This is a genomic window from Candidatus Nanosynbacter lyticus (assembly GCF_030253515.1).
Classification (GTDB): domain Bacteria; phylum Patescibacteriota; class Saccharimonadia; order Saccharimonadales; family Saccharimonadaceae; genus Nanosynbacter; species Nanosynbacter lyticus_A.
In genome coordinates, this window is the sequence record NZ_CP124549.1 from 213,497 (window position 1) to 228,095 (window position 14,599).

Here is a 14,599-nt window from a genome sequence, read left to right on the forward strand (position 1 = left end):
TGCTACACTGAAGGGATGAGAAGGAGCTATTAAGCAAGTGGCGTGGTGGCAGGCGATTATCCTCGGCATCATTGAAGGCGTAACGGAGTTTCTGCCAGTTTCTTCGACGGGGCACTTGACGATTGTCGAGAAGTTGATGGGGATGAGAATTGATGATCCGAGCCTGACGGCGTTCACGGCAGTAATTCAGATCGGCGCGATCTTGGCAGCGATCATCTATTTCTGGGGCGATATTTGGCGGGTGCTAAGCGCCTGGTGGCGTGGGCTGTGGTGGAAGCGGGCGCGGCGACAGTTTGATTATGTGTATGGCTGGGCGATTATTATCGGTTCGGTGCCGATCGCAGTGATTGGACTACTGTTTAAGGATCAGGTCGAGACGGTGCTGCGTAGTTTGTGGTTTGTGGCGGTGGCGTTGATCGGCTGGAGCCTGGTGATGTGGTGGGCCGATAGGCGTTCAGAGAAAGCCAGTCACCGCAGCGAGCAGCAAACGACGTGGCGAGATACGCTGGCGATTGGTGTGGGGCAGTGCCTGGCCTTGATACCGGGTATCAGTCGGTCGGGAGCAACGATCTCGGTGGGGCTGCTGCGGGGATTTGACCGAGTGACGGTGACGAAGTTGAGCTTTTTCCTCGGTATCCCGGCGCTGGTGGCAGCGGGGCTGCTGGAGATGCTGACCGCCTCAAAGCACATTGCCGGCGGTGTCGGCTGGACAGCGACGGGACTTGCGACAATTGTATCGTTTGTGGTTGGCTACCTTGCGATATCGTGGCTGCTCAAGTTTGTGGCGCGGAATGACTTCTCGCTATTTATTTGGTATCGAGTCGGGCTGGGCGTGCTGATCATTGCTTTGCTGATGAGTGGCGCGATCGGTGCGGTTTAGCTCGCCGTTAAAAGCGTATGGTCACTTTTCATGCTGCTACCTCGTATTCTTTGGATTGGGCGACTACGGACGCGACTAGGAAATTATAAGTTTTGATCACATTCTTCATTCTATGATACGATTGTAATATAGAGGTCAGGCTTGGTTATGACATCTTGTCCTTGTTACGACGAGAAACTGCAGGAGTTAGGAGGGAGAATGATAGAGGTCAAACATATTACCAAGACGTACGGCGGCAAGAAAAATGCTTTCGTGGCGTTAGATGATGTTAATATCGAGATCGCGGATGGGGCGAGTGTGGCGATTTTAGGAAAATCTGGTTCGGGCAAGTCGACGCTGATGCACGCCATCTCGGGATTGGATAAGCCTGAGCGGGGCGAAGTGTTGATTGATGGCGAGGATATTTTGTGCCTCAAGACGTGGGCAATAGATAGATTTCGCGCCGAGAAGATAGGCTTTATCTTTCAGAGTTTTTTCGTCGAAGGTGATGAAACGTGTTATGACAATGTCAGTTTGTCGCTGGAAACTGCTGGCGTCCCTCGTGCTCGGCGCAAGCGGCGCATCGAGTCGGCATTAAAAGCGGTTGATTTGACTGATAAGACCAGGGTGCGTGCTAAACATCTCTCTGGTGGGCAAAAGCAGCGCCTGGCGATCGCCCGGGCTATTGCCGGTGAACCAGCGATCTTGTTCGCCGATGAGCCGACCGGCAATCTTGACTCGGTAACGTCGGCGATGATTGAAGATCTGTTATTTGAGTATCAAAAACAGCACGGCGCAACCTTGATTATCGTGACGCATGATGAAGATTTGGCGAAACGATGTGAGCGGATTGTTCGTATCAAAGATGGTCGAGTTGAATCTGATTCGGCGATTGAAGACGCAATTCGGATCGCTCAAGGTAAAACGGTGGCCTCGAGGGCTCATCGTCATGCCGCCACGGTGACAATTGCTGCCGCAGCTCCTCTACCTGAGCCAAAGAAGCCTCGTCGCCAGACGAAACAGTTAAGAACCACGAAAGCTATCAAGAAGGAGGCGAAGAAATGAAAACGCTAGATATCGTGCGTCGGGCTGGGCGGAATCTGCGGCGAGCTAAGATGCGCACCTTGCTCACTAGTATCGCCATCGCGGTGGGTGGCTTTGCGATTACCGCCAGTTTGATGGCTGGCGAGGGTGCGCGGCAATATATTGACAGGATCATCAGCAGTAATATTAATCCTCAAGGATTGATGATTGGCAAGGCGAGTGAGGCGTTTACCGGTCGCAGCAATAAGCCACTTAAGGAGTATAAGCCGGACACTGGTACACATCGTGGCGCAGAAGTTGAGCTATTGACTCTTGATGATATAGCCAAACTGAAGGCGCGCAGTGACTTGAAAGATGTGACGCCGCTATATCAATTGAACCCAAAATACCTGACGTTTAGTACCAAGTCTGATAAAAAGTACACGGGCGAGGTAGCGATGCGCGATAGCGGTATTCGTGTTGAGACAGTAGCGGGCAAGGCGATGTCTAAGGGTACTCAGTTGGGGGATAATGAAGTGATAATACCAGAGTCCTACCTTGAGGAATTGGGAATCTCTGCGGACAAGATCATCGGTAGCAAGTTGACGCTCACCGTTGAGCAAGCGCCGCAGAAAGTCAGTGAAGAGGACATTGCCAAGGCGTATCGGCAGCGCGGCGAGGCTGGCGTGCGTGAACTAACAAGTAGTAAGTTGAAGCACAAAGAGCTGACCATTGTAGCGGTATCAAAGAAATCGCCGGAGCAAGCGACGAATACACCAAATACCTATGTCAGCCCAGAGACTGCCAAGGAGCTGACTGAATTTGCAACGCTCGGTACGCCGCAGTACCAAAAGTATATTACCGCTTCAGCAACGGTGGCTGATGGTAAAAAGCCCGAAGACGTCAAGAAAGCTCTTAAAGATGAATTGAACCTGTCAGTGGTAACTTCGAAAGATATCCAGGAGCTGCTCTTTACGTTCGTAAACTTGCTGCAGTGGATTGTGTTTGGGTTTGGTGTGTTGGCCTTGGTGGTGAGTATATTTGGCATCGTCAATACTCAATACATTTCGGTGTTGGAGCGAACGCAACAGATTGGACTAATGAAGGCGCTTGGTGCTAGTCGGCGTGATATTGCCAGGCTGTTCCGTTACGAAGCAGCATGGGTTGGCTTCCTGGGTGGTGCACTCGGAGTGCTCGGCGCGTGGGGAATTGGTGAGTTGTGTAACCCAATGATCTCTAAGGCGCTTAATTTGGGGGAACATTCACTCCTGATATTTGTACCAATTAGCGGTCTCGTCATTGTCGTCGGGTTGATGTTAGTAGCAATTATTGCGGGATTCTTGCCGAGCCGCAAAGCGGCGAAGCTTGACCCAATTGAGGCGCTGCGTACGGAATGACTGGCTCATACTACTTAATTATAGCTGACCTGTCGTAATTACCCGCGATTTTTGATAAAAATTATGGCTTTTAGAATGTGCTCATGCTATAATCGTGCTAAATAGGCGTATAGCAAGATCAAATAGGGGATATAATACAATATGAACGAGCGCTCAGATAAAACATATGCGAGTCGTAAACTGGTAATATGTTTATTTATCGTCACGATACTGATTATTCTACTGCTGTGGTGGTGGCCGTGGGGCGGCGGTAATCGCTTTTACAAGGGGGTTCGTCCAGATCAGATTAGCCTACGCCAAAGCAATGGCAAGGTACAGTGGCAGTTTATGGATGGCGACTGGCAGGATATTGTCTCTCTTTCTGAGTTGCGAGGTGATAAGGGTGAGAAAGGCGACAAGGGTGACAAAGGTGACACTGGTGAGGCCGGAGCTGCTGGTAAAGACGGTAAAAACGGCGTAAGTACAGGACAGCGTGGAGCTAACGGTCGGGATGGAGCGAATGGTAAAAACGGTGCGACCGGGCCAAAGGGCGATACCGGTGCTCAGGGTCCAGCTGGTCCACGGGGCCAAAAAGGCGACAAGGGCGAGAAGGGCGATGCCAATGGTGTCGTCGGTCCGGCTGGCCCACAGGGTCCCAAAGGTGATACTGGCCCACAGGGTCAAAAAGGTGATAAGGGCGACAAAGGTGATACTGGCGCCAAGGGAGATAAAGGAGACGCCGGCGCTAAGGGTGACAAGGGCGAGAAGGGCGATGCCGGCCAACAGGGTGCTAAAGGTGATACCGGAGCGACGGGCGCACAAGGCCAAAAGGGTGATGCTGGTAACGATGGGCGAGAGATTGAGTTACAGAAAACCGCGTTGTATATCCAGTGGCGCTACAGGGGTGATGCTACTTGGAACAACCTCATTGCATTATCTGACTTGAAGGGTCCGAAGGGCGATAAGGGTGATACCGGTCCACAAGGTCCCGCTGGCCCGCAAGGTGCAGCAGGGTCTCAAGGTGCAACCGGTGCACAAGGTTCTCAGGGGCCTGCTGGTCCACAAGGCCCGAAGGGCGACACTGGCCCTGCTGGCCCACAGGGCCCAGCTGGTCCCCAAGGCCAAAAGGGTGAGAAGGGTGAAAAAGGTAATGATGGTCCACAAGGTCCTGCAGGTCCTCAGGGAGCTAAAGGTGATACCGGTCCGGTAGGTCCAGTCGGTCCCGCTGGCCCGCAAGGACTCAAAGGCGCTAAAGGCGATACTGGAGCGACAGGTGCTCAAGGTCAAAAAGGTGACAAAGGTGACACTGGCCCAGTAGGTCCTCAGGGCCTGCCCGGCCCCCAGGGTATACCAGGTGTTAAGGGGGATAAAGGTCCTATCGGCCCACAGGGCGCTAAAGGTGACACTGGCCCAGCGGGGCCACAGGGTCCACAGGGCGCTAAGGGTGAGAAAGGCGAGCCAGGAGCCAAGGGCGACACCGGCCCTGCCGGCCCGCAAGGAGCTAAGGGAGATGCCGGTGCACCTGGAGCTAAAGGCCCGAAGGGCGACGCTGGTCCCCAAGGACAAAAGGGTGATAAGGGCGAAGCTGGTGCAAATGCAACAGTTAATGTGACGAATAGTACTCAGCCATGTTCGACTGGCCTTACTGTCACGGGCAGTGGTACGCCGAATATTGGACTGACATTTACCGGATCAAACATTCCGGCCGGTGGGTCAATTGGTCAGGTGCTGATGAAAAAGTCGGCGGCAGATTGTGATGTTGCGTGGAGGAGCTTGCCGCAGGAAACAATGTTTGCCGGTTCCATCGGCGTCGGTAATGGTAACATCACGGCGGTGAATGTTAATGCTGACACTTATACAGCCATTCCGATGACAACGATCACCACGAATACCGGCGGCGGTACCTGGGATCCGGTGAATCACACGTATACCATTCCAAGCGACGGTGTATATTTCATCCGTTCCAGTATTCGTACCGTTGACAACTCACCTATGCGTAACATTTACCAAATTGTTAATGACGTGAATGGTGATCGCCCAGAGGGCACGTGGTCGTCTAATCAAGCCGGCATTCGCCGTTCGACGCTGCCGTATTCACGGATGATGCGGGCGACAGCTGGTACCAAGCTAAAGTTGATCGTCGTATCAGACCTCCAGAGTGTGCAACTCAGCGATGCAAGCCTGACAATTACCAAGCTTTCGAACTAGTGAAGTTAGCGAGATAAATTATCGTATATCTGCTACAATGATACCATGTTAGATATTCGCTTTATTCGAGATAACGCCGAAGCGGTGCAAGCTGCGGCGAACCACAAGGGGTGTGACGTGTCTATTGCGACATTGTTGCAATTAGACGACGAGCGTCGTGAGGCGCAGCGGCAGGTTGATGAGTTGCGCCAGCAGCGTAACGAGATTGCTGCGCAGATGAAGGGAGGCAAGCCCGAACCAAGCCTGATTGAGCAGGGCAAGGCCATCAAGGCCAAGTTGAGCGGGCTTGAGGCTCAGCTGAGCGAGGTCGAGGAACGCTACATAACGCTACTAAAGCAGGTTCCTAATATGCCGCACGCCGACGTGCCAGTTGGTCTGAGTGAGGATGAAAACGTTGAAGTAAAGGTCGTCGGTGATATCCCAGCCTTTGATTTTATGCCGAAAAATCACTACGAAATCGCCGAGGCAAAAGGCTGGCTCGACAAAGAGCGCGCTGCCAAGGTTGCTGGCGCTCGCTTTGCTTATATCATGGGTGATTTGGTGTTGTTGCAACAGGCAATTATCCAGTTTGTGATCACATCTCTCACCAACCCAGCGGTGATCAAGGAGATCGCCGAAAAGGCTGGCCTTGGTGTCAATACAAAACCATTCATCCCAGTGCTGCCGCCATTGATGATCCGTACCGAGCCGTATGATCAGATGGATCGTCTCCAGCCGAGTGATGATCGATACAAAATTGAAGGCGAGGAACTGTGGCTACAGGGGAGCGCTGAGCATGTGCTCGGTAGTATGCATGCGGGTGAGATTTTTGATGCGAAACAGTTACCACTTCGATACCTGGGCTTTGCAACCAGCTTCCGCAAAGAAGCAGGGACGTACGGCAAGGATATGGAGGGGCTGATCCGGATGCACCAGTTTGATAAGCTCGAGATGGAGAGCTTCACCGAGGCGAAGGATAGTTATAACGAGCACCTGCTATTTATCGCGATTCAAGAGTGGCTTTTGGCTCAGCTCAAGCTACCGTACCATGTCCTGATGAAATGCACCGCTGATATTGGTAAACCAAATGCGCGCGGTGTTGATATGGAAGTATGGTTACCGGGTCAGGGCAAGTACCGCGAGACGCATACTGCTGACTATATGACTGACTATCAGGCGCGTCGTTTGATGACGCGGGTGCGCACGGACAACGGAGTTGAATTGATCCACACGAATGATGCGACGGCCTTTGCGCTGGGGCGCTGCATGGTGGCGATTATTGAGAATTATCAGACCGCAGAGGGTGATGTCATGGTGCCAGAAGCACTTCGCCCGTATATGAATGGCCGCGAGATGATATAATGGAGTCTAGGAGGGTATGTGGCACTGACGAACGATGACAAGCAATGGATCAAGGGCGCGATCGCTGATGGCGTGGTCGAAAGCAGACTACAGGCACTGACAAACGACATTAAAGAGATATATGATGTTATTTACGGCAAGCCGAACAAATCGTTTATGAGCGCCAGCTTTGCCAAAATGTCATCGAAAGAAAAGCTGCTCGTGATTAACGAAGAATTACTAAAAATGGCGAAGGATGCGGGTGTTGTCTTGCCGCGCTAACGTATACATAAAAGGAGGAACTATGATCAAAGATATTACCATTACTGGCGTCAAATACGAATTGACGGACACCACAAAGAAATACGTTGAGCGCAAAATCGGTGCACTGGGTAAGTACTTGCCGCGGCATGCCCGCAAGAGCGCGACCGCTGATGTAAAGATCAAGCAGATTGACAACCCTGGCGGCAACAAGTACGAGGTTGAGGTGATTATCAATGTACCGGACAAGAAGATCACCGCTAAAGATTCGACGATGAACGTGCTAGCAGCCGTCGATATCGTTGAGGCGAAGCTGAATGGGCAGCTACGTAAGTATAAGGATGATGTGTTGGTGCACGTTGGCAGCAGCCGCGGCGTACTGGCACGGTTCAAGCGCGGTTTCCAGCGCGAGCAGTAGGGGGTTTAAATCAACCCCTTTAATTTTCCAACCCTGCACGGTATAATATATACAGTTTTTGAAAATGCCTGAAAGTGAGGGAGTTTTGAGTTTATGGCAATGACACAACAAAAGGCGCTGAGTAAGATTTTTGGCGATCCGCAGAAGAAGATTTTGAAGCGGCTGCAGAAGCAAGTTGACGTAATTAACGGTCTGTCTGGAAAGTACGAAAAACTGTCAGACAAGGAGTTGCAGGCGCAGACAGAGGCGCTGAAAAAACGTCTGACGAAGAAAAACGTAACGCTGGATATGATTTTGCCGGATGCCTTTGCGGTGGCTCGTGAGGCAGCCAAGCGCGTCATCGGCGAGCGTCCGTACGACGTTCAGCTAATCGGCGGCATGGTCCTTCATGAGGGCAATGTTGCCGAGATGAAGACCGGTGAAGGTAAGACCCTGGTGGCGACGCTGCCGACCTATCTCAACGCACTGGAAGGCAAGGGTGTTCACGTGGTGACTGTCAACGACTATCTGGCGCAGCGTGACGCTGGCTGGATGGGCCAGGTGTATGACTTTTTGGGCTTGACTACTGGTGTGATCATCAACGAAGCGTCATTTGTCTATGACAAAGAGTACGATAATGAGCATCACGACGATCCGCGCATGCGCAAGCTCCGTCCGGTCACTCGTAAAGAAGCTTATGCTGCCGACATTACGTATGGCACTAATAACGAGTTTGGCTTTGACTATCTACGCGACAACATGGTGAACGACGTTGACTTATTACGTCAGCGCGAGCTGAACTTTGCTATCGTTGACGAGGTGGACTCAATTCTGATCGATGAAGCGCGCACGCCGCTGATCATCTCGGCACCAGCAGCAGAGAACCCAGACAATTACTACACGTTCGCTAAAGTTGCCAGTAAATTAGTGCCAGAGGACTATGTTCTGGATGAAAAGCGCCGCAGCGTGGCGCTGACCGACGAGGGCGTGGAAAAAGTCCAAAAACTGCTGGGAATAAAAAATTTGTACACGCCAGACCACGTGCGCAGTGTGTATCATATGGATCAGGCTCTGCGAGCACAAACATTGTTCAAGCGCGACAAAGATTATGTAGTGACCAACGACGGCGAAGTGATCATCGTCGATGAGCACACTGGTCGTTTGATGCAAGGACGCCGTTACAACGAAGGTTTGCACCAGGCAATTGAGGCGAAAGAAGGTGTGCCAGTGCTGGAAGAAAGCATGACGCTGGCGACCATTTCGTTCCAGAATTATTTCCGTTTGTATAATAAATTGAGCGGTATGACTGGTACGGCGTTTACTGAAGCTGAGGAGTTTCAGCAAATTTATTCACTGGACGTTATCCAGATTCCACCGAACAAGCCAGTGATTCGCGACGATAAAGAAGACCTGATTTTCAAGACTGAAAAGGGCAAGTTGAAGGCAGTTGCCGAAGCCATCAAAGATTATCACAAGCAAGGCCGGCCGGTGCTGGTTGGTTCTGGTTCGATTGCCAAGAACGAGCAGATTGCTAAATATCTGGAAAAGGAAGGCATCAAGTTTGAGATTCTAAACGCCAAGAACAATGAGCGTGAGGCGGCCATCATCGAGAAGGCTGGTGAAAAGGGCGCGATTACACTGGCGACAAACATCGCTGGGCGTGGTACTGACATTAAGCTCGGCAAGGGTGTCAAGGAACTGGGCGGCCTGGTGGTGATTGGTTCGGAGCGGCACGAATCACGACGCATCGACAATCAGCTGCGCGGTCGTGGCGGTCGTCAGGGCGACCCGGGCGAGACCCAGTTCTACGTATCGACCGAAGATGATTTGATGCGAATTTTCCAGGGCGAGCGTATCGCGGCGTTGATGGATCGGCTGGGTGTCGACGAAGATACGCCGATTCAAAACCGCGCTGTGTCAAAGACGCTGGAAGCAGCGCAGAAGCGCGTCGAAGGCTATAACTTTGATACGCGCAAAAATGTTGTTCAGTACGACAACGTCATTAATCGTCATCGCCGCGTGGTCTACACGATGCGGCGAAAAATCCTTGAAGGCGACAATATCCAGCCGGAAATTGAGCGGTTGTTGCGGGACAGAGTCAAAGAGTTAGTGACGCTACCAACCAAAAACAACCCAAAGTTTATCGAGGAATTTACGTCGGCCTTTCCAGTCGATGAAGCGGCAGTGCGCAAGGTTGGTCTCGAGAAGAAAGACCGTCTGCGCCTCCAAAAAGCCCTAAAACTAGCACGTCAGGCCTACCAGGAAAAAGATGAAGAAATCGGTACTGAAGAGTTGCGCGGCGTGGAGCGTGAGGTGTATATGGCGGTGCTCGACACCCTGTGGATGCAGCACCTAGAGAATATGCAACACCTGCGCGAAGGGATCCACTGGCGCAGCGTTGGCCAGCGCGATCCATTGGTAGAATACCGGGCGGAGTCACAAAAATTGTTCACTAGCCTTCAGGAAAATCTGCGTAACGAAGTTCTGAACACAATTTTTCATATTCATAAATCCGACGCAGTAATTCGCCAGTCGCAGGATGATGAGTATGACACCGAGCTAACGCGCCTAGCCGAAAGCGCAGTTGAGCGTGGCGTTAATGAAGTTGGTACGGGCGAGGAAAATCGTGACGGTGACTTTTCGGTGAAAAAGGGTAAATCTAACGCCGAGTCGAACCGCGCTAAAAACCAAGCACGCAAGAAGAAAAAAGCGCAGCGCCAAAATCGCAAAAAGAATCGCAAATAAATCTAAAACCGGTGGGCAGAGAGCGACAGACAGATGAAACATACGGTCAAAGAAATAAAATTGAAAAATGGTGCGAAAGGCCTGTTCATTGATGTGCCAGACGCGACAGTGATGAGCTTTCAGGTGCAGTTCCGGGCAGGCAATCGCTACGTCCGCGACAAGGATATCTACGAGACAGCGCACATCATGGAGCACATGGCGTTTGGGGCGAATGAGAAGTTTCGTTCGGAGCACGCCTATGAGCAGGAGTTTACTAAGAATGGTGCGTACCATAATGCGTTTACCTCTGATTATTCAATAGTGTACGAGGCGGCCTGTGCGGATTTTGAATGGGATCGGATTTTGGAATTGCAGCGGTTGGCGATCACCACGCCGCGCTTTAACGCCGAGGAACTAGAGGCCGAGAAGGGCAATGTCCGGAGCGAGCTGACCGGCTATCTGAACAATCATAACCGAGTCATGTGGCCACGGGTGCAGCAAGCGCTGGGCGAGGATATTTTGACGTATAATCAGCGGCTGAAAACGATTGACGCGATTACCCTAAAAGACATCAAGGAGCATCATCGGCGGACACATACGCTCAACAATATGCGATTTGTGGTGGCGGGCAAGTTGACTGGGCGGATGGCGACGATTCGTGAATCGCTGGAGCAGTGGCAGCTAGAGCCGGGCGAGCGGTTTACCATTCCGCACGATAAACTGTCGAGTGCCGCACCGATTTTTGTCCGCCGCAAGGAGGCCTCGAATCTGACATTTGGCTGGTCGATGAATTTGCCGCGTGAGCTGAGCGATGAGGATTCTGACGCTATGGGCTGCTTGAATCATATCTTGACCGGGACGATGAGCTCGCGGATTTTCGGGGCGGCGCGTAAGAAGGGGCTGGCTTACGGCGTGTTCAGCGACACCTCGGTTGGGTTTTATGATTCGGCCTGGGACTTTGGCGGCCAGGTCAACCTCGAGACAGCAGAGGCGCTGTTCGATATCATCGTGCGCGAACTGCGCCGAGTACTGAACGGGACGATCACCTCGGAGGACATCGAGAATGCCAAGTCATATGCACTGGGCCGCTATCAGATGGGGGCACAAACGGTGGCACAGGTCAGCAATTTTTATACCGGGCGTTATTTTGCTGATGATTTCGTCAAGGATTATGAGGGCGTACCGACGGCAATTTTGGCGGTGACTGCTGATCAAATTGTTCGGGTGGTGCGAGAGTTTTTTGCAGCAAATACCTGGGTGCTTGCTGGCGTGAGTAGCGGTGATAAAGAACTGCTCGGGCGACTGCAGGAGAAGCTTGAGGGGCTGTTTTAGTAGTGCTCAATGCTATAATAAACCTATGAAGATCATCATCGCTGGCTATGGCCTTGAGGGTATATCAAGTTTGAGATATTTTCGGCAGGCTTTTCCTGATGCTGAGTTTGTGATCGCTGACCAGAAAGCGGTTGAGAATGCGCCGGACGGGGTGGCGGTGCGGACTGGTGAGTCGGTGTTCGCTGAGCGGTTGCAGGATGCCGACATGGTGGTGCGAGCACCGGGTGTGCCGCCGCGGCTACTCAAAACGTCGGGCAAAATATGGTCGGCGACCAATGAGTTTTTTGACAAGTGTCCGGTGCCGATTATTGGCGTGACGGGGACGAAAGGCAAGGGTACGACCTGTAGTCTGATCGTGGCGATCTTGCGGGCGGCTGGTCAGACGGTGCATCTGGTTGGGAACATCGGTGTGCCGGCACTGGACGCGCTGCCAAACATCACAAAGGACGATTTCGTTGTGTACGAGCTATCAAGTTTTCAGCTGTGGGATCTCGAGAAGTCGCCGACCATTGCCGTGGTGTTGATGATCGAGCCTGATCATTTGGAGGTGCATACGGATTTTGCCGAGTACCTCGATGCCAAGAAAAATATTCGTCGCCACCAGGGTATTATTGATACATGTTTATATCATCCAACGAATAAATATTCGGAAGAAGTAGCTGCTACGCCTTTTAATGGACTATTGGATGAGCAGGGTCATGCGACGTGTGAGTATTGCGGAGATGATGCACTAGATTTTGCGCACCGCTATGCCGTTCCCGACGAGGATCAGGTGTATGTCCGGGATGGTTACTTCTGTGTGCAAGATCGGCGGATTTGTCGCACCGATCATTTACGGCTGCCGGGCGCGCACAACCTCGAGAATGCGTGTGCGGCGATGAGCGCGGTGACAGAATTGCCGATCACAGTGACCGACGAGCAGTACGCGGCTGGACTAGAGAGTTTTACGGGATTACCGCATCGATTAAAATTTGTTGCTGAGAAAAACGGCGTGAAGTATTACGATGACAGTATCGCTACCACGCCAGGCAGTGCCATCGCGGCGCTGCGGGCGTTTGAGGCGCCGAAAGTGCTGATCGTCGGTGGGTACGACAAGGGGGCGGATTATGATGAAATGGCCACGGAGATTGCCAAACAAACGGTGCGGGCGGTGATCATTATCGGGGCCAATGCGGCAAAGATTGAGCAGTCGCTGCATCAAGCATCGGTGACGGCGACAACAGTGGTGCTCGGCCAGACGACGATGGTGGATGTCGTCGCTCAAGCCAGTCAATTATCTCGCCCGGGCGATGTTGTCATCCTCAGTCCAGCGGCCGCCAGCTTTGGTATGTTCAAAAATTACGTCGACCGCGGCGAGCAGTTCGTGACGGCAGTGGAGAATCTCTAATTTTGATAGATTTCTGGTTTCAATACCCCGATATATGGCAGATTGCGGTATTGTTGGCGGAAATCTAGGCCGTAGCCGACGACGAATTCGTTAGGAACTGATAGGCCGATGTAATCGGCGGTAACGTTGACGATACGTCGTTCGGGTTTGTCGAGTAGTGAGCAGACTTTGACTGAGGCGGCACCGCGACCGGCGAATAATTCTAGCAATTTTTCCAACGTTCGGCCGGTATCGACGATGTCTTCGACCAACAAAACATGTCGCCCAGTAACGTCGCTATCGATGTCCTTGAGAACGGTGACCGCGCCGGATGATTCAGTCGCGTCGCCGTAGCTGGAGACGTCGATGAAATCAATTTCCAGATAGCAATCCATGGCGCGTACCAGATCGATCATGAACGGTGCCACGCCACGCAGGACGCCGATGACGAGCGGATTCTTGTCACGATACTCTGCTGTCAGCTCCTGGCCCAGCCGCGCCACCGCGTCATTAATTTGTTCAGTAGTTACGAGGATGGTAGCGATATCTTGATTCATAGGGGTAGTATAGCATGTTTTGTATTTTAGCTGAGTGAATACACACCGATATCTGCTAAAATATATCCATGCAGCCACTCAAAAAGCGCATCCAAACTCTGCGGTCAGAAGTAGAACAGGCCAAGGCGGCGCTGGATTTTGCGGCGCTGGAGCAGGAGCTGGCGGCGCTGGACGAGCGGCTTAATCAGCCGGAGATTTGGCATAATCCGGACGAGGCGCAGGCGCTGGCGAAAAAGGCGGCTAGCTTGCGCCAGACAGTTGAGCCGTGGCAGACGCTCAGCGTGCAGCTCATGGATATCGCCGAGTTGATGGAGCTGGGCGATGATGATTTGCTGCCGGAGTTTGAGGCGCAGGTGGTGGCGCTGGAGCAGGAGTTTACTCAGCGCAAGACCGATTTATTATTCAGCGGCCCATACGATAACCGCGAGGCGGTGGTGCGGATTTCGGCCGGTGTAGGCGGGCTGGATGCTCAGGACTTTGCGGCGATGCTGGAGCGGATGTATCTGCGCTGGGCGGAGAAGTCGGGGATGAAAGCCGATACACTGGAGCGTTCGACCAATGATGACGCTGGGATAAAGACGGCGGTGCTGGAGATTTCTGGGCCGTTTGCCTATGGAAAATTGCGCTCAGAAAATGGTGTGCATCGGCTGGTGCGCCTCAGTCCGTTTAATGCTGATAATTTGCGCCAGACTAGCTTTGCGCTGGTGGAGGTGTTGCCAAAGATTGATACGCCGGATGAAATTGCGATTGACCCGAATGATCTGAGGATTGATGTGTATCGTTCGGGCGGTAAGGGCGGCCAGGGCGTCAATACCACTGATTCGGCGGTGCGGGTGACGCACGTGCCGACGGGAATCACGGTGGCGATTCAGAACGAGCGCTCGCAGATCCAGAATAAAGAGACGGCGCTGAAGATCTTGCGCTCCAAGCTGCTGGCGATGAAGCTGGAGCAGCACGCCGAAACCCTGTCTGATCTCAGGGCTGGCGAGTCAGCCAACTGGGGCAGCCAGATTAGAAATTATGTCCTGCACCCATACACACTGGTCAAGGATACCCGCACCAAGCACGAGAACCGCAATGCCCAAGGGGTGCTGGACGGGGATATCGATGGGTTTATGACGGCTTATTTGCGTGAGTCGCGTGGCTAAATAAAGAGCCAGTATATACCTATTCGCA

The 14,599-nt window shown here is 52.5% G+C and carries 12 protein-coding genes; 11 read left to right on the forward strand and 1 reads right to left on the reverse strand.

The window, feature by feature from the left end:
• Positions 1 to 37 precede the first annotated feature (37 nt).
• From NLML1_RS01115 to murD, 10 genes are all read left to right on the forward strand, one after another.
• Positions 38 to 880: an undecaprenyl-diphosphate phosphatase gene (locus NLML1_RS01115; protein ID WP_162323141.1), complete on the forward strand. Its 843-nt coding sequence runs from the start codon at positions 38 to 40 to the stop codon at positions 878 to 880.
• A 198-nt stretch (positions 881 to 1,078) separates the two neighbouring features.
• Positions 1,079 to 1,924 carry an ABC transporter ATP-binding protein gene (locus NLML1_RS01120; RefSeq protein ID WP_285441729.1) on the forward strand — a complete coding sequence of 282 codons (846 nt, stop codon included), beginning with the start codon at positions 1,079 to 1,081 and terminating at the stop codon, positions 1,922 to 1,924.
• Complete coding sequence (locus NLML1_RS01125; RefSeq protein WP_285441730.1) at positions 1,921 to 3,279, forward strand: ABC transporter permease; 1,359 nt, start codon at positions 1,921 to 1,923, stop codon at positions 3,277 to 3,279. Before NLML1_RS01120 ends, NLML1_RS01125 begins: the two co-directional genes overlap by 4 nt.
• A 141-nt stretch (positions 3,280 to 3,420) precedes the next feature.
• Positions 3,421 to 5,466: a collagen-like domain-containing protein gene (locus NLML1_RS01130; RefSeq protein ID WP_285441731.1), complete on the forward strand. Its 2,046-nt coding sequence runs from the start codon at positions 3,421 to 3,423 to the stop codon at positions 5,464 to 5,466.
• A 45-nt stretch (positions 5,467 to 5,511) separates the two neighbouring features.
• Positions 5,512 to 6,807, forward strand: coding sequence for a serine--tRNA ligase (gene serS / locus NLML1_RS01135; RefSeq protein WP_285441732.1), 1,296 nt, complete (start codon positions 5,512 to 5,514; stop codon positions 6,805 to 6,807).
• Between the two features lie 18 nt (positions 6,808 to 6,825).
• A complete protein-coding gene (locus NLML1_RS01140; protein ID WP_171271756.1) occupies positions 6,826 to 7,068 on the forward strand; it encodes a hypothetical protein in 243 nt (80 codons plus the stop codon).
• 22 nt (positions 7,069 to 7,090) lie between these two features.
• Positions 7,091 to 7,465, forward strand: a complete 375-nt coding sequence (hpf, locus tag NLML1_RS01145; RefSeq protein ID WP_285441733.1) for a ribosome hibernation-promoting factor, HPF/YfiA family — start codon at positions 7,091 to 7,093, stop codon at positions 7,463 to 7,465.
• Positions 7,466 to 7,558: 93 nt separating this feature from the next.
• Entirely contained in the window at positions 7,559 to 10,189 is a 2,631-nt protein-coding gene (gene secA, locus NLML1_RS01150) for a preprotein translocase subunit SecA (RefSeq protein WP_285441734.1), read from the forward strand.
• 33 nt (positions 10,190 to 10,222) lie between these two features.
• The gene (locus NLML1_RS01155) at positions 10,223 to 11,500 is read left to right on the forward strand and encodes a M16 family metallopeptidase (protein ID WP_285441735.1); all 1,278 of its coding nucleotides are present in this window, start codon (positions 10,223 to 10,225) and stop codon (positions 11,498 to 11,500) included.
• 25 nt (positions 11,501 to 11,525) lie between these two features.
• Entirely contained in the window at positions 11,526 to 12,887 is a 1,362-nt protein-coding gene (gene murD, locus NLML1_RS01160; RefSeq protein WP_285441736.1) for a UDP-N-acetylmuramoyl-L-alanine--D-glutamate ligase, read from the forward strand.
• Here the strand turns inward: murD and hpt are convergent.
• Complete coding sequence (gene hpt, locus NLML1_RS01165; protein ID WP_285441737.1) at positions 12,884 to 13,423, reverse strand: hypoxanthine phosphoribosyltransferase; 540 nt, start codon at positions 13,421 to 13,423, stop codon at positions 12,884 to 12,886. The two genes, murD and hpt, sit on opposite strands and share 4 nt — an antisense overlap.
• 68 nt (positions 13,424 to 13,491) lie before the next feature.
• Between hpt and prfB the strand changes: the two genes are divergently transcribed.
• The gene (gene prfB / locus NLML1_RS01170; RefSeq protein WP_285441738.1) at positions 13,492 to 14,571 is read left to right on the forward strand and encodes a peptide chain release factor 2; all 1,080 of its coding nucleotides are present in this window, start codon (positions 13,492 to 13,494) and stop codon (positions 14,569 to 14,571) included.
• The last annotated feature ends 28 nt before the right edge of the window (positions 14,572 to 14,599 follow it).